Raw genomic sequence first — 20,545 nt, forward strand, 5'->3', positions numbered from 1 at the left:
GAAGAAACTACCCTTTCGTGGCGCAGAGGCTCCCCCGCCCGGTCAATCTTCGATGACCGGCATGCGACTTTCCTGTCGGGACCTGCTGCGGTGCGGAAAAATGAAGGCGCGGGCTTGAAAGCACCCTTGAAATCGGCACTGTGGCTGTGCTTGGCAGAGAAAAAACAACGACTGCGGGGAGATGGTTCGATGCAACTTTTACTCGGCTTCAGCCGGCTGATAGACGCCACCACCGAGAGGATCGGCAAGGCGGTCTCCTGGCTCATTCTCGTCGCCGTGCTCGTCAGCGCCGGCAATGCCGTCATCCGAAAGGCATTCAACATGTCGTCGAATGCCTGGCTGGAGGCGCAATGGTATCTCTTCGGCGCTGCCTTCATGTTCGCCGCCGCCTATACGCTCAGCCAGAACGAGCACATCCGAATCGACATCGTCTACGGCTCGTTTTCGCGCCGCGTCCAACATTGGATCGACCTCTTCGGGCATCTCTTTTTCCTGATGCCCTTCGTGCTGCTGATGATCTATTTCCTCGTGCCCTATGTGCGCATGTCCTACCGCTCGGGAGAGGTCTCCTCCAGCGCCGGGGGGCTGATCCTCTGGCCCGCCAAGGCGGTGCTGTTGATCGGCTTCATCCTGCTGGCACTCCAGGGCGTCTCCGAGATCATCAAGAAGATCGCCGTCATGACCGGCAACATGGACGACCCGACACCTTATGTGCCGACCCATGCGCCGCTCGATGAGGCAACCGCTCCGGAGGTGCGCCCGTGATCGAGTTCATCGCGCACAACCTGGCGCCGATCATGTTCGTATCGCTGATCGTGTTTCTGTTGCTGGGCTATCCCGTCGCCTTCTCGCTCGCCGCGAACGGCCTCCTGTTCTTCATCATCGGCGTGGAACTTGCGCCGCTCTCCGATTCGATCAATCTCTCCTGGCCGTTGCTCAATGCGCTTCCGGAACGCTTCTGGGGGGTGATGTCCAACGACACCCTGCTTGCCATTCCCTTCTTCACCTTCATGGGCATCGTGCTCGAACGCTCGGGCATGGCCGAGGATCTGCTCGACACGATCGGGCAGCTTTTCGGCCCGGTTCGTGGTGGTCTTGCCTATGCGGTCATCTTCGTTGGCGCGCTGCTTGCCGCCACCACCGGCGTCGTCGCGGCCTCCGTCATCGCCATGGGTCTGATCTCGCTGCCCATCATGCTGCGCTACGGCTATGACCGGCGGGTCGCCACCGGCGTCATCGCCGCCTCCGGCACGCTCGCGCAGATCATTCCGCCGTCGCTGGTGCTGATCGTTCTCGCCGACCAGCTCGGCCGCTCCGTCGGCGACATGTATGCCGGCGCGCTGATCCCGGGCCTCGTGCTGACGGGTCTCTACATGAGCTACGTCATGCTGATGTCGTTCCTGAAGCGCGGCTCCATGCCGGCGCTGCCGCTCGAAGCCCGCACCCTCGGATCGGGCGTCATGTCCCTGGTCGTCGCGCTCGTCGTCGCCGTCGGGATCGCCTATGCCGCCCATCTCTATCTCTCGCCGACGCAGGGAGGGAACGCCGATATCCTCGGCGCCACGGTGGGCGTGGCCTTCATCTACCTGGTCGCCGTGCTCGATCGCTTGTTCAAGATCAACGCCCTGTCGCGCCTGGCGCAACAGGTCATCATCGTGCTGATCCCGCCGCTGGCGCTGATTTTCCTCGTCCTCGGCACGATCTTCCTTGGCATCGCAACGCCGACCGAGGGCGGCGCGATGGGCGCGGTCGGCGCGCTGATCATGGCCGCGGCCAAGGGGCGGCTCACGATGGAAGTGGTCCGCTCGGCGCTCGCCTCCACCACGCGCCTCTCCGCCTTCGTCTTGTTCATCCTCATCGGAGCGCGGGTCTTCTCGCTGACCTTCTACGGCGTAAACGGTCATCTCTGGGTGGAGCACCTGCTTACGGGTTTGCCCGGAGGCGAGGTCGGCTTCCTGATCGCCGTCAACCTGCTCGTCTTCTTCCTGGCCTTCTTCCTCGATTTCTTCGAGCTCGCCTTCATCATCGTGCCGCTGCTGGCACCGGCGGCCGAGAAGCTCGGGATCGATCTCATCTGGTTCGGCGTGCTGCTCGGCATCAACATGCAGACGAGCTTCATGCATCCGCCCTTCGGCTTCGCGCTGTTCTATTTGCGCTCGGTCGCGGCAAGGGTGCCCTATCTCGACAAGGTGACCGGCAAGATGATGCAGCCGGTGACGACGGCCCAGATCTATTGGGGCGCCGTGCCGTTCGTCGGCATCCAGATCGTGATGGTCGCGCTGACGCTGATGTTCCCGCAGATGGTGATGCACTACAAGGGCGCCGGCGCAGGCGTCGACCCCTCCACCATCAAGATCGAACTGCCGGGCCTCGGCGGCACCGGCCTGGGACTGCCGGACAATGGCGGCGGTCTCGGCCTGCCGGGCGGCCTGCAATTGCCCGGCGGAAGCCCGCTCGACGGCGGCCAGCCGCCGGCCCAGCCGAACATTGCGCCGCAGCCAGAGACCCCGCCGGCACCCGACCTCAGCGCACCGCCGTCGTTCAATTGACAGCCCTCTCCCCGCACAGGTGAGAGGGGAGCAAGCTGCGCGTCCCTTCTCCCCGTCTGAACGGGGAGAAGGTGCCGGTAGGCGGATGAGGGACCGAAATTCTTTCATGATAACGAAAAAAGAGAACCCCGGAGCAGCGCCCCGGGGTTTCCTGTTCCGCGATCGATGCCGCCGCGTCAGATCTTGCCGTTGCGCTGCTGGATCATCATGAAGGTGTCGTAGTTGTATTCGGCGATCTGCGCATTGAGGTAATACTCGCCGCGGAACGCCTTGATCGACTCCCAGATCTTCTTGAAGGCCGAATTGGAGGATTCCATCTCCGCATAGATCTCGTTCGACGCATCGAAGCAGGCGGAAAGCACATCCGCGCTGAACGGCCGCAATTGCGCGCCGGCGGCGACGAGCCGCTTGATGGCGGCCGGGTTCAGGTAGTCGTACTTCTGCAGCATGTTGGCGTCGGCCGCCTGGCAGGCCGTGCGCAGGAGCGATTGATAGGCCTTCGGCAGGCCCTCATACGCCGCCTTGTTGAACATGGCATGCACCGTCGGGCCGCCTTCCCACCAGCCGGGATAGTAGTAATAGGGCGCGACCTTGTAGAAGCCGAGCTTCTCGTCGTCATAGGGACCGACCCATTCGGCGGCGTCGATCGTGCCCTTTTCCAACGCCGGATAGATGTCGCCGCCGGCGATCTGCTGCGGCACGGCGCCGAGTTTTTCCAGGACCTTGCCGGCGAAGCCGCCGACGCGCATCTTCAGCCCCTTCAGGTCGTCGACCGTTTTGATTTCCTTGCGGTACCAGCCGCCCATCTGCACGCCGGTATTGCCGTTGGGAAAACCGACCAGGCCCTGCTCGCCGAGGAACTCATTGAATATGTCGATGCCGCCGCCGTGATAGTGCCAAGCGTTGATGCCGCGCGCATTCAGCGAGAACGGCACCGCGGCGCCGAGCGCCCAGGTCGGATCCTTGCCCCAATAGTAATAGGCAACCGTATGGCACGCCTCGACCGTCCCGGCTGCCGCCGCGTCGGCGGCCTGCAGGCCCGGAACGATTTCGCCGGCCGCGAAGACCTGAATCTGGAAATTGCCGTCGGTCGCTTCGGACACGTATTTCGACAGGACTTCCCCGCCGCCATAGATGGTATCCAGCGACTTCGGGAAGGACGACGTCAAACGCCAGGTGACCTTCGGATTGGTCTGCGCCACGGCCGGCGCTGCGAGTGCCGTCGCGGCAGCCGCCCCGAGGCCGCCGAGGCCCGCATTTTTGATGAATGAACGGCGATCCATGATTCCTCCCTTTTCCCGCCATGACGGTTGCCGGCGTGCACCGCCGAACCGTCGTTTGAGCTTTTCCCCGCCCGCCTCAGCGCGTCGAGGGCTCATTGTCGTCATTGCCGGCAGCCGGGCAGAAGCGCCCCAGATCGGGCCGGCACAACCGCACCATACAGACATGGCAATGCATGTCCAGTGGCCGCATCCGGCCGCCGCCCCGACTTTTGGCGAAGAGGCGACCGGCACGCGCGAGATTGCCTAAAATCAAGGCAAATCAAGGCATTCGGGCCTGCTGCCGACGCCCTTTGTCGGCGCTCCGGAGGCCGCTCTTCAAGCGCCGCAGCGGCCTTTCGGGTCCGGCGCGGGAGGTCGTCAGCGCTCCGCCGAGGACGCCCAGAGGTTGATGTCTGCCTCGCGCGCATGGGCGTCTATCTCGGCCAGTTCCTCTGCCGTGAAACTGTCGTTCTCGAGCGCCTTGACGCTGTCGACGATCTGCTCGGAACGGCTTGCCCCGACCAGGGCGGAGGTGATCCGCCCGCCGCGCAGCACCCACGCGATCGCCATCTGCGCCAGCGTCTGCCCGCGGCGCTCGGCAATCGCATTCAATTTGCGGATATTCTCGACGATGTCCGGCCGGATGAATTCCCGTTTGAGGAAATGGTTGAGCGCCGCACGGCTGTCTTCGGGAATGCCGCTCAGATATTTCGTCGTCAGCATGCCCTGGGCAAGCGGCGAGAAGACGATCGAGCCGATGCCGAGATCCTCCAGAGTGTCGACGAGGCCGTCATCCTCGATCCAGCGGTTGAGCATGGAGTAGCTTGGCTGATGGATGAGGCACGGCGTGCCAAGCTCCTTGAGGATCGCTGCCGCTTCGCGGGTGCGCTGCGAATTGTAGGAGGAGATGCCGACATAAAGCGCCCTGCCCGACCGCACGATGTGATCGAGCGCGCCGCAGGTCTCCTCGAGCGGCGTGTCGGGGTCGAAGCGGTGGGAATAGAAAATGTCGACATAGTCGAGCCCCATGCGCTTCAGACTCTGGTCGCAGGAGGCGATCAGATATTTGCGGCTGCCCCATTCGCCATAGGGCCCGGGCCACATGTCGTAGCCGGCCTTGGAGGAAATGATCAGTTCATCGCGCAGCCCGGCGAATTCGGTGCGCAGGATCTCGCCGAAGGCGATCTCCGCGGACCCCGGCGGCGGGCCGTAATTGTTGGCAAGGTCGAAATGGGTGATGCCGAGATCGAAGGCGGTCCGGCACATGTCCACCTTGCGCTCGTGCGGCGTGTCGCCGCCGAAATTGTGCCACAGCCCCAACGAGATCGCCGGCAGCTTCAAGCCGCTCCTGCCGCAGCGGTTATACTTCATCTTCTCGTATCGGTTTTCTGCCGGTTGCCAGGGCATGGGTCGCATTCCTTTGTTTTGCGTGGGTGGGTTTGATTACCCCTCCCCAACCCCTCCCCACAAGGGGGAGGGGCTTACCTTGCCGCACCGGCCCGCCTCCTCGCAGCGGGACCAGCCCACGCAGAGGCTGAATATGGGCAGGCGAGCGGCGCTGGCGCCGAGCCCCTCCCCCTTGTGGGGAGGGGTTGGGGAGGGGTCATCCTTCGACCCAAGAGCGATTAAGTCACCGCAGAAGCGCCCTCGCCTCCTCGATGCCGAGCGCCGCCGGCTGGGTGCAGGTTGTGGACAATGTCACGAAACGTCCCTCTTCCCCGGATTTCAGGATCGACACCATCACGTCGACGGCATGCAGCGCGCGATCGAGCGAGCAGCGCGGGTCGCGACCCTTGAGGATTGCATCCGCCATGTCGGCAAGGCCGGCGGTGCGGTAGTTGGCGATCGGCCCCAGCGGATGCTCCCAATTGTCAATGGCAAAGGGGTGGTCCCACATCTCCAGCGGCCTGATGTCCTTGTTGCGGCCGCTTGCCTCGACAGTGCCGCCGAAGAAGTTCGGGTCGGGGACGAATAGTGATCCCTCGGTGCCGTAGAGCTCCATATTGGCGTGGCGATGCGCCCAGACGTCCCAGCTCGCCGAAAGCGTGATGGTCGCGCCGTTGTGGAATTCGAGCAGCGCATGGACATTGGTCGGCGTCCTGACCGGAATCACCTCCCCGTTGCGCGGCTCGCTGGTGATGGTGCGCGTCTGGCTCGCCATCGACGACAGCGCCGCCACGCGCTTTACCGGTCCGATCAGATTGATCAGGTTGGCGATGTAATAGGGGCCGAGATCGAGCACCGGGCCGCCTCCGGGCAGGAAGAAGAAGTCCGGGTTCGGATGCCACATCTCCATGCCCGGGCTCATCACATGGCAGGTGCCGGAGGTCACGCGGCCGATCCTGCCGTCATCGATGTAGCTGCGGGCGAGCTGATGGGCGCCGCCGAGGAAAGTATCCGGCGCACTGCCGACCACAAGTCCCTTTTGCCTGGCGATCGCCCTCAATTCCTCGCCCTGCTCGAGCGACAGGACGAGCGGCTTTTCGGAATAGACATGCTTGCCGGCTTCGAGGATCGCCTTGGAAACCGGAAAATGCGCATCCGGTATGGTCAGGTTGACGATGATGTCCACCTCCGGATTGGCGAGCAGAGCTTCGATGCTCTCAGCCGTCACATCGAATGCAGCGGCGCGTGCCTCGGCCGCCGCCGGATCGATATCCGCGCAGGCGACGACGCGGATGCCCTTGAAGAGCGGTGCAAGCTTGAAATAGGTGGTGGAAATATTGCCGCATCCGACGATGCCGACGCCAAGTTCTTTCGTCATGGAGATGTCCGCTTCTCTAGGCAGGTTCCGCAAAAGCCTGCGCCCAACAAAGAAATCCAGGAAGGCATTCTTGGGTAACCCACGAATGCCTTCCTAGTAGGATTGAATGGAAGCGAGCGACCGCTTGGCAAAGCGGCGGAAGTCGCTCGGATTGTCGTGTTCCGCGATGAAATATTGCGCCGGGGTTTCCGAAAGCGCCCTGGTGAGCCCTTTCCAGTCGAGCGTACCCTCGCCGACATCGGCCCAGCCGTCCTCGTTCGTCTTTTCGCCCTTGGGCGCGATGTCCTTGACATGAACGGCGGTGATGCGGTCGCCATATTTCTGGATCCAGGCAAAGGGATCGGCGCCGCCGCGCACGATCCAGGCGATGTCAGCCTCCCAGGAAAGATCCGGTCCGCCGGCAAAGATGTGCTCCAGCGGCACCGATCCGTCTGGCAGGGCATGGAATTCGAAGTCATGATTGTGCCAGCCGAAGTCGATGCCGGCATCGCGGAACGGCTTGCCGGCCGCCTGCAGCCGCGCGCCGAATTCCCGCCAACCGGCCGCATCGCTCGGGCGCTGATCGGGCATCAGATACGGGCAGTAGATGGCGCGGATGCCGAGCGCATTGGCGATCTGCATCACCCGCAGGGGATCCGTTTCCAGCATGTCGAGGCTGAAATGGGCCGTCGGCATGGCAAGGCCGTTGCGCTCCAGTCCGCTCCTGAAAGCCGCGATCTGTTCGTCACTGAGGGCGGCATAGAGCGCTCCATATCCCTCGACCTGCGTGTAACCGGCATCGCCGAGAGCGGCAAGCACATCGGCGAAGGGCGGGAAGTTGCGGGCGCTGTAGAGCTGAAAACTGACGTCTTTCATCGAGACTCTCCTCGTGGGTTTTGCGGATTCAAATCGTGGCAGGGGCGGCGTGGAGCGGCGCGCGGTTGATCTTCGCAGGCGCAGGGGCGGCCATGGCGGCGGATTGCGCTTCACCTCGCTCACCCCCTTCCCTGGCAGGATTCGAGATCGTAGGCGCTGAAGCGCGGCGTCACGCCCGGTTCGAGCGGCAGTTTCGGCGTGAAGCGGATCGTCTTCGCTTCTCCCGCGGCAAGGTCGAAGGCGTTGTCGGAATAGCGCCCCTCGCCATCCGCCTCCACCACCACATAGAGCGCGAGGCCGGCTGCCGTCACGGTCACGTCGTAGCCGTCGACAGCGGTCGCCGCCTCGATCGCCAGGCCTGCGGGCTCGAGGTCGAGTGCCTTGTAGGTGCCGTGGACGTAATGCCCCTCGCCACGCATGCCGTTCGACGCTTCGAAGGACCAGAAGATGAGCGCGTCGGCCGGAATATCGGTGGCCGTGATGGTGACCAGCGTCTCTGCCCGGTCCGGCAAGCATGCGCCTGCCGCCGCCACCAGCGGCCGGCGCTTGCCTTCGAGCGAAACCAGGAAGGTCTCCAGTTCGACCCTCACCGGCTCGGCCGTATCGTTGACCGTGGAGAAGGCGATCGTCTTGCCGTCCGCCGCCGGAATGGCCGCCACCGTGACCGGCTGGAAGAAGCGCCGCGCCATGTAGTGCAGGGCCTTCCAGTGGCCGCCATAGTCGAGGCTCGACCAGGAGGCGACCGGCCAGGTGTCGTTGAGCTGCCAATAGAGCGTGCCCATGCAATGGGGCTTCAGCGAGCGCCAATAGTCCACGGCGGTGCGGATCGCCAGCCCCTGCTGGATCTGGCTGAGATAGACGAAACTCGGGAAATCCTTGGGGAAGCGGAAATAACGGAACATCGTGCCGGCAATCCGCTCGTTGCCGCCGGCATTCTTCTGATGCGCCTCCATCACCGGCGAGGCGATGTTGAGGTCGCGCGCTTCGGCAAACCTTCGGATCACCGGCATGGATGTATAGGACTGGAAGCCGAATTCCGAACAGAAGCGCGGCCGCACCGTCCGATAGGTATCGAAGGACCTGTTCTCGTGCCAGACGGACCAGTAGTGCATGTCGCCGGAGCCGTCGGCATGCCAGGCATCGCCGAAATCCAGGTAACCGACGGACGGGCTCGACGGCCACCAGATCGCCTCTGGACAGGCCGCCTTCATCGCCGTCTCGATCGTTCGGTTGAGGCGGTCATAGGAAACGAGATAGCGGTCGCGGTCCTTGCGGCTTTCCTCGAACCAGGCTAGGGCGCCGACGAGCTCGTTGTCGCCGCACCAGAGCGCGATCGACGGATGCGACGCGAGCCGCTTCACCTGATAGCCCACTTCCGCCGCGACGTTTTCCAGGTAATCCGGCGTCGAAGGGTAGAGATTGCAGGCGAACATGAAGTCCTGCCAGACCATGAGACCGAGCCGGTCGCAGTGATCGTAGAACCAGTCCGGCTCGTAGAAGCCGCCGCCCCAGACGCGGATCATGTTCATATTGGCGTCGACGGCCGATTGCAGGAGATCTTCGACGCCCTCGGGCGCGACCCGCGCCATCAGCGCATCCGCCGGTATCCAGTTGGCGCCGCGGCAGAAGATGTCGCGGCCGTTGACGCGGAAGGCGAAGCGACTGCCCGCCTCGTCGCGGTCGGTCACCAGTTCGATCGTCCTGAAGCCGATTTGCCGCGTCACCACTTCCTCGGGCGTTTCGACCGTCAACATCGACAGCGCCTGTTCGCCGCTGCCGGCCGGCCACCAGCGCTTCGGCTCCGCGACGCTGAACACGTGCGTGATGTGCGTCTCGCCGGCGGCGGCCGCCAAGTCCAGGCGCTCGCGTTGCCCGTCAAGCTCGAAATGGATCGGCACGATACCGGGATCGCGGGCAAAAAGCGTGACCGTCACCTGCAGGTCGACCGAGCCGTCATCGAGCCAGACCTGACGCGTCGTCACATGCTCGATGCGCGCCGTCTCCAGCCGGCAAAGCGCCAGCGTCCCATAAATGCCGAGTGGCGCGATCGCGATGTTCCAGTCCCAGCCGAAATGGCATTGCGGCTTGCGCAGCATATTGCCATTGGCGATCGGCGAGTTGCCCTCGTGATAGGGCACGCGGAAGGGCTGTTCGGCCTGGCGCCTTGCCCCTTCAGCAATCGAGGAATGGAGCAGCACGCGGATGCGGTTCTCCCCGGCAACAAGCGCGCCCGACACATCCGGACGGTAGCGGCGGAAGCAATTCTCCGCCTCCAGCACCAGCCGGTCATTGACGTGGATCGAAGCCACCGTGTCGATGCTTTCGAAATCGAGATACCAGTAGCCGCCGAGATCGTCCGCATCGATCACGACGGTGCGTTCGAGCACCCAGTCCTTCTGTGCCACCCATTGCACCTCGGCCTCGTTGCGGCCGCGATAGGGGTCGGGGATGATGCCGGCGTGCTGCAGCGCACTGTGCACATCGCCCGGCAGCGCGATCGTCAGCGCATGGCTGTTGTCCGCGGAGGCGAGCAGCCAATCGCCGGAAAGATCGATGCGGATCGCGTCGCCGTTCAGGGTCTCGGGAGGCATGTCCATTATCCATTCGTGACCGGCGGCGGTCGCCGGGATACTGTCCTCGGCCGGGCGCTTTCAAAAGCCCTGCCGGCGTGAAGTGGCTGGGGCGGGATGCGGGGAAACAACGCCGCTTCTCCCACTCCCGTCGGCTGTCAAAGACGGTTCTCGGTGGCTGCGTCGAAGATCGAGGCGACCCCCATGTCGAAGGAGAGCCGCACCGTGCTGCCGGGCGGATAGCGGCGCTGACCGGCAATCCTGACCGACATGGATTGCCCGGCGAGCTTCAGCCACAGGAGGTTGTCGGCGCCCATCGGCTCTTCGATGTCGACCGTGGCCTCGTGCACCTCGCCGGTCCCGGCCTCGTCGACCTTGACATGCTCCGGACGCAGGCCGAGCACCACCTTTTGTCCCGGCTGCAGCCGCCTGCGTGCGGGATAGGCGGTGACGTCGAAGGCGACGCCTCCTACGCGCACGACGCTGCGGCCTTCCCTCGCCTCCACCTCGCCGCGGAAGAAGTTCATCGACGGCGAACCGATGAAGCCGGCGACGAAGAGATTTTCCGGCGCATTGTAGATCGTCATCGGATCGGCAAGCTGCTGGATAACTCCGCTCTTCATCACCGCAATGCGATCGGCGAGCGTCAGCGCCTCGATCTGGTCGTGGGTGACATAGATCATCGTGTTCTTCAGCGACTGGTGCAGCCGCTTGATTTCGACGCGCAGTTCCGAGCGCAGCTTGGCGTCGAGGTTCGAAAGCGGCTCGTCGAAGAGGAAGACGTCGACATCGCGCACCAGCGCCCGGCCGATCGCGACGCGCTGGCGCTGGCCGCCGGAAAGTTCTGAAGGCTTGCGCTTGAGCAGCGGCTGGATCTGCAGGATTTCCGCCGCCCGATTCACCCGCTTGTCGATTTCCGGCTGCGGCACTTTGGCAACCTTCAGGCCGAAGGAGAGGTTCTTCTCGACCGACATCTGCGGATAGAGCGCATAGGACTGGAACACCATGCCGATGCCGCGGTCTTTCGGTTCCTCCCAGGTGACGTTGCGATCATGGATGAAGATCTGCCCGTCGGTGACGTCGAGCAGTCCGGCGACGCAATTGAGCAGCGTCGACTTGCCGCAACCGGACGAACCGAGCAGGACGAGAAACTCGCCGTGATCGATGTCGAGATTGAGCTTGTCGAGGACCGTGACGGCGCCGAAGCTCAAGGAAAGATCCCTGACGGAAACGCTAGCCCGCATTTTTCACACTCCTTGTGCCCTGCGTTGGATTGTGGCGAGGCGGATACGGGGGAAAGCCGCGAAAAGCGTAGCTGATCCTACGGTCGAGCGGCTTTCGCCCGGAGGCGGCCGACACAATCCAACCCTGCGGGCCAGTTGAAAATGGCGACAGTGGGCGTCGAATGACTTGCCCGATGAACCACATCGGGCTGCGCCATCCTCCTACCCTGTCGCCATTTTGAACCGGCGCAGGGCACAAGGAGTGTGAAAAATGCGGGCTAGTCATGCTTGCTTATCCTTTCACTGCGCCGGCTGCGATGCCGCGGACGAACAGGCGGCCCGAAACGAAGTAGACCGTCAGCGGCACGAGGCCGGTCAGGATCGTTGCTGCCATGTTGACGTTGTATTCCTTCACGCCCTGGACCGAGTTGACGATGTTGTTGAGCTGCACGGTCATCGGGTAGTATTCGGGCCGGGTGAAGACCACGCCGAACAGGAAGTCGTTCCAGATCCCGGTCACCTGCAGGATCATCGCGACGACGAAGATCGGCAGCGACATCGGCAGCATGATCTTCAGGTAGATCGTCCAGAAACCGGCGCCGTCGACGCGCGCCGCCTTGAACAACTCCTCCGGCAGGGCGGCGAAATAATTGCGGAAGAGCAACGTCAGGATCGGCATGCCGAAGATCGTGTGGACGATCACGAGGCCGGTCAGGGTGCCGTAGACGCCCATTTCCCTCAGCACGATGACGATCGGGTAGATCATCACCTGGTAGGGAATGAAAGCGCCGACGATCAGGATTGTGAAGAAGAGATCGGCGCCCTTGAAGCGCCAGTTCGCCAGCGCATAGCCGTTCACCGACGCGACCGCGATCGAGATGATTACGGAAGGCACGGTGATGCGGACCGAATTCCAGAACCCCCGCGAAAGCCCATCGCAATTGAGCCCGGTGCAGGCCTCGGCCCAGGCCTTTACCCACGGCTGGAACGTGACCTCCAGCGGCGGCGCGAAGATATTGCCGACGCGGATCTCCGGCATGCCCTTGAGCGAGGTCACGATCATGACATAGAGCGGCAGCAGGTAATAGAGCGATACGACGATCAGCGTGCCGTAGACGATGATGTTGCGGCGCGAGAGCGTCCGTTTCGGCTTGGCGCCGCGCGGGCCGTCCTCGTGTTTGGCCCCAACCGTATCGACGGAGAGAGCCATGCTGTTCTTGGCGATGTTATCCACGCTTGCGGCCCCCTCCGAATTCGAGATACGCCCACGGCACAATGATGATGGCGACGGTCAGAAGCATCATGGTCGAGGCGGCGAAGCCCTGGCCGAGGTTCTGGGCGAGGAACATGTAGTCGTAGACATATTTGGCGGGCACCTCCGAGGCGATGCCGGGTCCGCCGCTCGTCTGCGCCACCACGAGGTCGTAGACCTTGACGATGCCGCTGGCGATGATGACGAGCGTCGTGATGATGACGCCGCGCATCATCGGGATGATAATGAGGACGTAGGTTTTCCACATCGGGATGCCGTCGACGCGCGCGGCCTTCCAGATATCCTCGTCGATGCCGCGTAGCCCCGCGAGCATCAGGCACATGACGAGGCCCGTGCCCTGCCAGAGCGCCGCGATGAGGATGCCGTAGATGACGATGTCGGCGTCGTAGAGCGGATCGAAGGAAAAGCTCTCCCAACCAAGGGACCGCACGATCGACTGGATGCCGTATTGCGGATTGAGCAGCCATTGCCAGACCAGGCCCGTGACGATGAAGGACAGGGCGAAGGGGTAGAGCATGATGGTGCGGAAGGTATTTTCGAAACGGATCTTCTGATCCATCAGCGCCGCGAGCACGAAGCCGATCACCAGGCTGAAGACCAGTGAGAAGAAGCCGAAAATGGCCAGATTCTGGATCGAGATGATCCAGCGCGGCGCCGCCCATAGCCGCTCGTATTGGTCGAGCCCGACGAAGGAAAGGCGCGGCAGGAGCTTCGAGTTGGTGAAGGAATAGACGACCGTCCACAGCGTGCCGCCGAGGAAGATGACCAGGGCCGTCAGGATCATCGGGATAGAGGCGATCTTCGCATTCAGGTTGCGCAGCCACTGGTTCGGTCGACCCGAACCCCGTGTTAGAACTGTCATGTTCCCTCCTCCGGAACTGCAATGGTTTTCGGTGGCGGGCAGCCCGGCGCCTTGGGCGCACGCCCGAAACCTGCCAAATCGCGCCCCGCCCTCGTGCGCCAATGCCGCGATCAAGCCCGCAATGGGGCTCGTGGCCGGCCCCGCGACAAAGGCGGGGCCGTCATGCGCCAGACCTCAATCCGCCGCCGCGATGATGTCCGCGAACCGCTTCTGGGCGTCTTCCGGTGTCATGGAGGGGTTGGCGAAGAACTCGGAGAAGAGGTCCTCCTTCTGCTTCTGGCTGTCCGGCGAAAGCAACTGGTCCGTGCCCTGGATGACATTGCCCTTGGCAAGGATGTCGAGGCCCTTCCGCATGCAGTCATTGGCCGCCGCAAGATCGACATCGCCGCGAACAGGCAACGAGCCCTTCTTCAAATTGAAAGCGACCTGGGTTTCGGGCTTCAGCAGGGTCGAGGCGAGCACCTCCTGTGCCTTCGACTTTTCTTCGTCATCGAGCACCGGGAAATAGAAAGCATCGCCGCCGGTCGAGATCACCTCATTGACGCCGAGGCCCGGCAGGCAGGTGTAGTCGACGCCGGCTTTCTTGCCCGCAACCTGGAACTCCCCCTGGGCCCAGTCGCCCATGATCTGGCCGCCCGCCTTGCCCGTGATCACGAGGTTCGTCGCCTGGTTCCAGTCCTGGACATTGCTGCCCTTCGACATGCGGCGCGCGTCGTCGGCGGCCTTGAAGACCTTGGTGATTTCCGGCCCGGCGGCCACTTCCTCGTCCTTCTTGGCGAAAACCTGCTCGAACACGTCCTTGCCGGCAATCGCCACCATCAGCACGTCGAAGGCGCCGGCCGCCTGCCAGGGCTGACCGCCAAGCGCCAGGGGGATGATCCCGGCTTTTTCGAGCGCCGGCGCGGCGGCGACGAACTCGTCCCAGTTCTTCGGTACAGCCACGCCCGCCTGTTCGAAGGCGGCATTGGAAAGCCACAACCACTGCCAGGAATGGATATTGACCGGGGCGCAGTAGATCTTGCCTTCGATCGTGCAGGAATCGAGCAGGCTCGAGGGCTTGACGATGTCTCGCCAATGCTCGCGTTCGGCGACATCGCTCAGGTCGCGCATCAGCCCGGCCTCGACCAGTTCCTCCGCCTGGCGACCGTGATTGAACTGCGTTGCCCCCATCGGGTCGCCGCCGGTGATGCGGCTGATCATGATCGGTCGCGCCGTGCCGCCGGAACCCGCGATCGCGCCGTCGACCCATTTGTTGCCGGTCGCATCGAAGGCCTTTGCCAGTTCGGCGACCGCCGCGGCTTCGCCGCCGGAGGTCCACCAATGCGTGACCTCCAGGTCGGTGGCGTTGGCTGCACCGAACGGCAGAGCGACGGTGACAGCCAGAGCGCCAGCCAGAGAATGTAATTTCATGAGTCTCCTCCCTCACTGTAACGTTACCGTAAAAAACTTAGATCAAACGATTTACAGAAGCAACAGCCACAACGGATGTTTTAAAATTAAAGTTGTGATACCCGCAATGCGTGCGCCGCAGTGGACTGAAGCAGCGCGACCATAGGTACCGCCAAGCGCTGAAAAACACGTGGCCGTGTGGAATAATCGCCTGTATTTCCTTGCAATATTCCCGATGACCATACACTCGATCACAAGGAGCCCTTCGCAAGCGCAAAATCGGAGGAAGCAGATGCGGGACTCAACTCTTCGGATACATGCTTTGCACTGCAGCAACGAAAATGCTCGACATCTGACCTGTATCGTTACAGATTTTTTAGAACGGTGCCATTCCGAGCCAATCTGGCGGCCTGCGGCAAATCAGATATAAGCGAGGTAAACTCGGGATGGAGCGAAAAAAGTAGCATCAAAGGCGCCTTGGAGAGTGGAGGATTTAGGGAACGGCATGGAAGGCAGGACGAAGAACAAGCCGGCGGGAGCGCCGCCAGCGGAGGGCGGCAGACCGACGCTGAAGACCATCGCCTTCATGACCGGGCTCGGCATCACCACCGTGTCTCGCGCACTGAAGGATGCGCCCGACATCGGCGCCGAAACCAAGGAGCGCGTTCGCCTGGTCGCAAAGCAGATCGGCTATCAGCCGAACCGGGCGGGCGTGCGGCTCAGAACCGGAAAGACCAATGTCATCAGCCTCGTGCTGACGCTCGAGGAAGAGATCATGGGCATTACCAGCCCGATGGTCATCGGCATTACGGATATCCTGGCGGGCACACCCTATCACCTGGTCGTAACCCCCTACAGTTCCGCCAAGGATCCGCTCGGGCCCATCCGCTACATTCTCGACACCGGCGCCGCCGACGGCGTCATCATATCGCGAATGGAACCGAATGACCCGCGTGTGACGCTGTTGACGGAACGTCAGTTGCCGTTCGCCACCCATGGACGCACCGAAATGGGCATCGTCCATCCCTATCACGACTTCGACAACGAGCGCTTCGCCTACGAGGCGGTGCGCAAGCTCGTAGAGCGCGGCCGCCGGCGGCTCGTCCTGCTCGAGCCGCCGCCCCACCTCTCCTTCCACCAGCACATGCGCACGGGCTTCGAGCGTGGCCTGAAGGATTTCAGCGCCGAGGCCGTGAGCTTTCACCAGGTCAATATCGACCACAGCCTGAAAACCATCCGCGATGCCTTCGAGGCGCAGATGCGCTCGGATGAAGCGCCGGACGGTATCGTCTCCGGCAGCGGCTCCGGCGCCATCGCGCTGATTGCCGGACTCGAGGCAGCGGGGAAAAAAGTCGGCGTCGATGCCGACATGGTCTCGAAGGTGCCGAGCGACTTTCTGCGCTGGCTGCGCCCGGAGGTCATCACCATGTATGAGGATATCCGCCTCGCCGGCCGCGAGCTCGCCAAGGCGGTGATCGGCCATATCGAAGGCCGCCCGCCGGAAACGCTGCAGAGCCTCAGCCAGCCGGAATTCCAGGCAACTGCGGCAACGGCGCCCGGCTAATATGAAGCCCGATGCGCAGTTTCAATGAGTTACAGCGACCTTTGCGCGTCTGAAAAGACGCGCGGCGCTGCAGTGGCCGGCCAGTATTTGTCGTCGGTGAAATCATGCGGGATGGGATTGAGCTGCTCGAGCTTGTCGGCAACGAATTCGATCTGCATCTTCAGGTATCGGATCGAACTCGGGATCGGTCTTCCGGTGGCGAGGCTGCGTACCCGGTATTGCTCGTAGCCCGTCGCCCTTATGCGCCGCTCCGCCTCGGCGCGGATGCCCGTCTGGCTGGTGACAGGCCCGGTTTCGCTGGCTTTGCCCCCTTCGATCACCCTGAACTTCATGCTGCCTTCCCGATAGCTCCCCTGTTTGAGATGCGGTGAGGTTGCCGTGAAAGGGCAACCAGCGCCACCCTTCCTTTGGTAGAGACGAACTAAACCCGATCCGACGCGTTTAGACCGCCGCCGTGCCGGCTTCATAGCACGATTCGCTTGCTGGTCGCCTTGCTCAAACGACTGCTCGCAAGAGCTTGCGGCGGCAGAGGACAGCCGTTTGCGCCTCCGAAATCAGCTGTTTCATCGAGCCCGGCGAACCGGCCCATAGCCGCCGCCCGTCGGCGTGACGATGGTAATGGCTTCGCCCCCCTCCAACACGGTCTGGGCGCAGCCAGGCATCGCATCGATCCGACCGTCTTTCCGGCGCACGAGGTTTTGCCCGCATTCGCCGGGTTCGCCCCCCAGCAGTCCAAAGGGTCGGATCTTGCGGTGGCCGGAGAGGATCGAGCAGTCCATGCGCTCGCGGAAGCGGATCGTGCGGCTGGTCCCGTTGCCCGCATTCCACTGCCCTCTCCCGCCGGACCCTTCGCGAATGTGGAAATCCTCCAACACCACCGGATAGCGCAGTTCCAGTATCTCCGGATCGGTCAGCCGTGAATTGGTCATGTGCGTGTGGACCGCATCCGCGCCGTTGAAACCCGGCCCCGCCGGCGCGCCCGAGCAGATCGTTTCGTAATACTGGTACGTGTCGTTGCCGAAGGTCAGGTTGTTCATCGTCCCCTGCGCCGAGGAAAGCGCGCCGATCGCGCCGAACAGGCAGTTGGTGACCGCCTGGCTCACCTCGACATTGCCCGCCACGACCGCCGCGGGATAACGGGGCGACAGCATGCTTGCGTCCGGCACGACGATACGAATGGGCCTGAGGCAACCGGCATTCATCGGAATGGCCCCATCGACGATCATGCGGAAGACATAGAGCACGGCCGCGCGGGTCACCGGCTCGGGCGCATTGAAGTTGTCGTCGCGCTGCGGGGACGTGCCGGTGAAATCGACCGTCGCCTCGCGTGCCGTCCTGTCGACCGTGATCCGGACCTTGATCTCGCAACCCTGGTCCATGGGATAGGTGAAGCTGCAATCGCCGAGCTTTTCCAGAGCCCGCCGCACGCTTTCCTCCGCGTTGTTCTGGACGTGGTCCATATAGGCCTTGACCACATCCAGGCCGAAATCCGCGATCGCCTTGCGCATCTCGCTCACGCCGCGGTTGTTGGCGGCGATCTGCGCCTTGAGATCGGCGACGTTCTGCACGACGTTGCGCACCGGGTACCGCGCGCCTGTCAGCAGGGCACGCAGTTCGGACTCGCGGAAGCGGCCCCGGTCGACCAGTTTGAAATTGTCGATATAGACCCCCTCCTCCTCGATCGTATGCGCGTTCGGCGACATGGAGCCCGGGGCGATGCCGCCGATGTCGGCATGGTGGCCACGCGAAGCGACCCAGAAGAGCACGTCCTTGCCGTCGCCCGAAAAGACCGGCGTGCAGACGGTGATGTCCGGCAGGTGGGTGCCGCCGTTATAGGGGGCGTTGATGGCGAAGACGTCACCGGGATGTATCTCCGGATTGTTGCGGATGACCGCCTGCACGGAACGGTCCATCGAGCCGAGATGCACCGGCATATGCGGCGCGTTGGCGACCAGCGCCCCATCCGCGGCGAACACGGCGCAGGAGAAATCCAGCCTCTCCTTGATGTTCACCGAATAGGCTGTGTTCTGCAGCGTCAGCCCCATCTGCTCGGCAATCGACATGAAGAGATTGTTGAAAATCTCGAGCATCACCGGATCGGCATCGGTACCGGCCGCCTTTCTTTCGGGCAGCGCCACCACCCGCTCGAGCACCAGATTGTCGGCCGAGGTCAATTGCGCCTGCCAGCCCGGCTCGATGACGATGGTCTGGTTGGCTTCGATGAGCAGCGCCGGTCCGTCGATCGTGTGGCCGCTCGCGAGGAACTCGCGCCGATAGATTGCGGCGTCCTGCCAGGCGCCCGCCGAATAGAAGCGCGTGCTTCCGGAGGCTTGCGGCAGTGCAGGTCCTCGCGCACCGCTGCCGAGGCTCTCCGGCCGTGCTCCGCCGCCGACGGCTTCCACGGAAACGGCCTCGACGACAAGCTCCTTGCTCCCATCGATGAAACCGAAGCGGGCGACGTGGACCGCCTCGAAAGCGGCCTTCATCCGCCGCGGGTCCGCCGCCGTCACGCTTTCCCGGTAGTCGATCCCGGCAGGCATCGAGCCGACGGGAATCTCGAGAGTCGTATCGGTTCCGGCATAGCGCACCAGCGCATTGACATTGACGCTGATCTGATCGCTCCGGATCCCCTGCCCTTCGAGCTCCGACACGGCGTCGCCGCATAGCGGTGACGCGACGCGGGCGATTTCTGCAATCGCCTTCTCCAGCGGCACTTCGATCGCGCCCTGGCGCAGCGCACGGACATCCGCAAGGCCCATTCCATAGGCCGAAAGCAGCCCGGAAAAGGGATGGACGAGCACCCGCTTCATGCCGAGCGCATCCGCCACCAGGCAGGCGTGCTGGCCGCTGGCGCCACCAAAAGCATTGAGCGCGTAGCGGGTCACGTCATAGCCACGGGCAACGGAGATCTTCTTTACTGCTTCCGCCATGTTGGCGACGGCGATTTTCAGGAAGCCGTCCGCCACCGCCTCCGGCGTTCGGCCATCGCCGATTTCGTCGGCAAGCGCCCCGAAAGCGGCCTCTACCGCGTCAAGATCCAGCGGCTGGTCCTGGTTCGGGCCGAAAATGGGCGGGAACAGGGCCGGATTGAGCTTTCCGGTCATCACGTTGGCGTCGGTCACCGTCAACGGACCACCGCGACGGTAGCATTTGGGTCCCGGATTTGCGCCCGCGGAGTCCGGGCCGACGGTGAAGCGCGAGCCGTCATAATGCAGGATCGAGCCGCCGCCGGCGGCCACCGTATGGATCTGCATCATCGGCGCGCGGATGCGCACGCCGGCGACCTCCGTTTCGAAGGCCCGCTCGTATTCACCGGCGTAGTGGGCGACATCGGTGGAGGTCCCGCCCATGTCGAAGCCGATCACGTTCGCGAAGCCTGCATTGACGCCGGTCTGCGCAAGGGCGACGACGCCGCCCGCCGGCCCGGAAAGAATGGCATCCTTGCCCTGGAACAGGCTTGCAGACGTCAATCCGCCCGAGGACATCATGAAAAGCAGGCGCGCACCCGTGCGGTCGAGATCGAGCTCGTCGGCGACCTGCGCCACATAGCGGCGCAGCACCGGCGAAAGATAGGCGTCGACGACGGTCGTATCGCCGCGACCGACGAATTTCACGAGCGGCGAGATCTCATGGCTCACCGAGACCTGGCCGAACTGCATCTCGCGCGCGATTTCGGCGACGCGGGCTTCGTGCTCGGGATAACGATAGGCATGCATGAAAACGATCGAGAGCGCCTCGTAGCCCTGCCGCTTCAATTCTTCGAGCGCGGTGCGCACGGCTGCGTCGTCGAGCGGCGTCTCCACCGTACCGTCCGTCAGCACGCGCTCGTCCAGCTCGACGATGCGATCGTAGAGGAGTTCCGGCTTCCGGATGTCGCGGGCGAAGATGTCGGCGCGGGCCTGATAGCCGATGGCGAGCGCGTCACGGAAGCCGCGCGTTGTGATCAACGCGACCGGCACGCCTTTGCGCTCCAGAAGCGCGTTGGTGGCAACGGTCGTGCCCATGCGCACCTCGTTGACGAGGCCGGCGGGAATTGCTTGTCTCCTGGAAAGGCCAAGCAGCGCTCGGATGCCGGCGACGGCCGCATCCCGGTAGACCTCGGGATTTTCCGACAGCATCTTGCGGGCATGGAGCCTGCCCTCAGGGTCGCGCCCGATGACGTCGGTGAAGGTGCCGCCGCGGTCGATCCAGAAGTCCCATTGCTTTCCCATGATGCGTCCCCTTTTGCTGCCTC

Annotated in this window: 14 protein-coding genes; 3 read left to right on the forward strand and 11 right to left on the reverse strand. The window is 63.4% G+C overall.

Features of this window, described 5'->3' with window-relative positions; all coding sequences use genetic code 11:
- Positions 1 to 189 precede the first annotated feature (189 nt).
- Both AC4P1R_RS08320 and AC4P1R_RS08325 read left to right on the forward strand, forming a co-directional pair.
- Positions 190 to 765 (forward strand): TRAP transporter small permease subunit, encoded by a 576-nt coding sequence (locus tag AC4P1R_RS08320; protein ID WP_492177656.1) that lies wholly within the window; start codon positions 190 to 192, stop codon positions 763 to 765.
- On the forward strand, positions 762 to 2,549 hold the full coding sequence (locus tag AC4P1R_RS08325) for a TRAP transporter large permease (RefSeq protein ID WP_069458356.1): 1,788 nt from the start codon (positions 762 to 764) through the stop codon (positions 2,547 to 2,549). Before AC4P1R_RS08320 ends, AC4P1R_RS08325 begins: the two co-directional genes overlap by 4 nt.
- Before the next feature lie 176 nt (positions 2,550 to 2,725).
- Here AC4P1R_RS08325 and AC4P1R_RS08330 read toward each other — a convergent pair whose 3' ends face one another.
- The 9 genes from AC4P1R_RS08330 to AC4P1R_RS08370 form a co-directional block, all read right to left on the reverse strand.
- On the reverse strand, positions 2,726 to 3,832 hold the full coding sequence (locus AC4P1R_RS08330) for a TRAP transporter substrate-binding protein (protein ID WP_492177657.1): 1,107 nt from the start codon (positions 3,830 to 3,832) through the stop codon (positions 2,726 to 2,728).
- Positions 3,833 to 4,189: 357 nt separating this feature from the next.
- The gene (mgrA, locus tag AC4P1R_RS08335; protein ID WP_492177658.1) at positions 4,190 to 5,218 is read right to left on the reverse strand and encodes an L-glyceraldehyde 3-phosphate reductase; all 1,029 of its coding nucleotides are present in this window, start codon (positions 5,216 to 5,218) and stop codon (positions 4,190 to 4,192) included.
- Between the two features lie 223 nt (positions 5,219 to 5,441).
- Positions 5,442 to 6,575 carry a Gfo/Idh/MocA family protein gene (locus AC4P1R_RS08340; RefSeq protein WP_492177659.1) on the reverse strand — a complete coding sequence of 378 codons (1,134 nt, stop codon included), beginning with the start codon at positions 6,573 to 6,575 and terminating at the stop codon, positions 5,442 to 5,444.
- A 93-nt stretch (positions 6,576 to 6,668) separates the two neighbouring features.
- Positions 6,669 to 7,430 carry a sugar phosphate isomerase/epimerase family protein gene (locus tag AC4P1R_RS08345; protein WP_492177660.1) on the reverse strand — a complete coding sequence of 254 codons (762 nt, stop codon included), beginning with the start codon at positions 7,428 to 7,430 and terminating at the stop codon, positions 6,669 to 6,671.
- 119 nt (positions 7,431 to 7,549) lie between these two features.
- Positions 7,550 to 10,021 carry a glycoside hydrolase family 2 protein gene (locus AC4P1R_RS08350; RefSeq protein ID WP_492177661.1) on the reverse strand — a complete coding sequence of 824 codons (2,472 nt, stop codon included), beginning with the start codon at positions 10,019 to 10,021 and terminating at the stop codon, positions 7,550 to 7,552.
- Between the two features lie 137 nt (positions 10,022 to 10,158).
- Entirely contained in the window at positions 10,159 to 11,244 is a 1,086-nt protein-coding gene (locus AC4P1R_RS08355) for an ABC transporter ATP-binding protein (RefSeq protein ID WP_492177662.1), read from the reverse strand.
- A 271-nt stretch (positions 11,245 to 11,515) separates the two neighbouring features.
- Positions 11,516 to 12,457: a carbohydrate ABC transporter permease gene (locus tag AC4P1R_RS08360; RefSeq protein WP_069458349.1), complete on the reverse strand. Its 942-nt coding sequence runs from the start codon at positions 12,455 to 12,457 to the stop codon at positions 11,516 to 11,518.
- On the reverse strand, positions 12,450 to 13,358 hold the full coding sequence (locus AC4P1R_RS08365) for a carbohydrate ABC transporter permease (RefSeq protein ID WP_492177663.1): 909 nt from the start codon (positions 13,356 to 13,358) through the stop codon (positions 12,450 to 12,452). Before AC4P1R_RS08365 ends, AC4P1R_RS08360 begins: the two co-directional genes overlap by 8 nt.
- 174 nt (positions 13,359 to 13,532) lie before the next feature.
- Positions 13,533 to 14,768 (reverse strand): ABC transporter substrate-binding protein, encoded by a 1,236-nt coding sequence (locus AC4P1R_RS08370; RefSeq protein WP_492177664.1) that lies wholly within the window; start codon positions 14,766 to 14,768, stop codon positions 13,533 to 13,535.
- A 484-nt stretch (positions 14,769 to 15,252) separates the two neighbouring features.
- Between AC4P1R_RS08370 and AC4P1R_RS08375 the strand changes: the two genes are divergently transcribed.
- Positions 15,253 to 16,311, forward strand: coding sequence for a LacI family transcriptional regulator (locus AC4P1R_RS08375; RefSeq protein WP_492177665.1), 1,059 nt, complete (start codon positions 15,253 to 15,255; stop codon positions 16,309 to 16,311).
- Positions 16,312 to 16,340: 29 nt separating this feature from the next.
- On the opposite strand, the gene AC4P1R_RS08380 is transcribed toward AC4P1R_RS08375, so the two are convergent.
- Both AC4P1R_RS08380 and AC4P1R_RS08385 read right to left on the reverse strand, forming a co-directional pair.
- Positions 16,341 to 16,643, reverse strand: a complete 303-nt coding sequence (locus tag AC4P1R_RS08380; protein WP_069458345.1) for a hypothetical protein — start codon at positions 16,641 to 16,643, stop codon at positions 16,341 to 16,343.
- A 231-nt stretch (positions 16,644 to 16,874) separates the two neighbouring features.
- Positions 16,875 to 20,522 carry a hydantoinase B/oxoprolinase family protein gene (locus AC4P1R_RS08385; RefSeq protein WP_492177666.1) on the reverse strand — a complete coding sequence of 1,216 codons (3,648 nt, stop codon included), beginning with the start codon at positions 20,520 to 20,522 and terminating at the stop codon, positions 16,875 to 16,877.
- Positions 20,523 to 20,545 lie beyond the last annotated feature (23 nt).

Source organism: Sinorhizobium sp. Y406 (genome assembly GCF_058732025.1).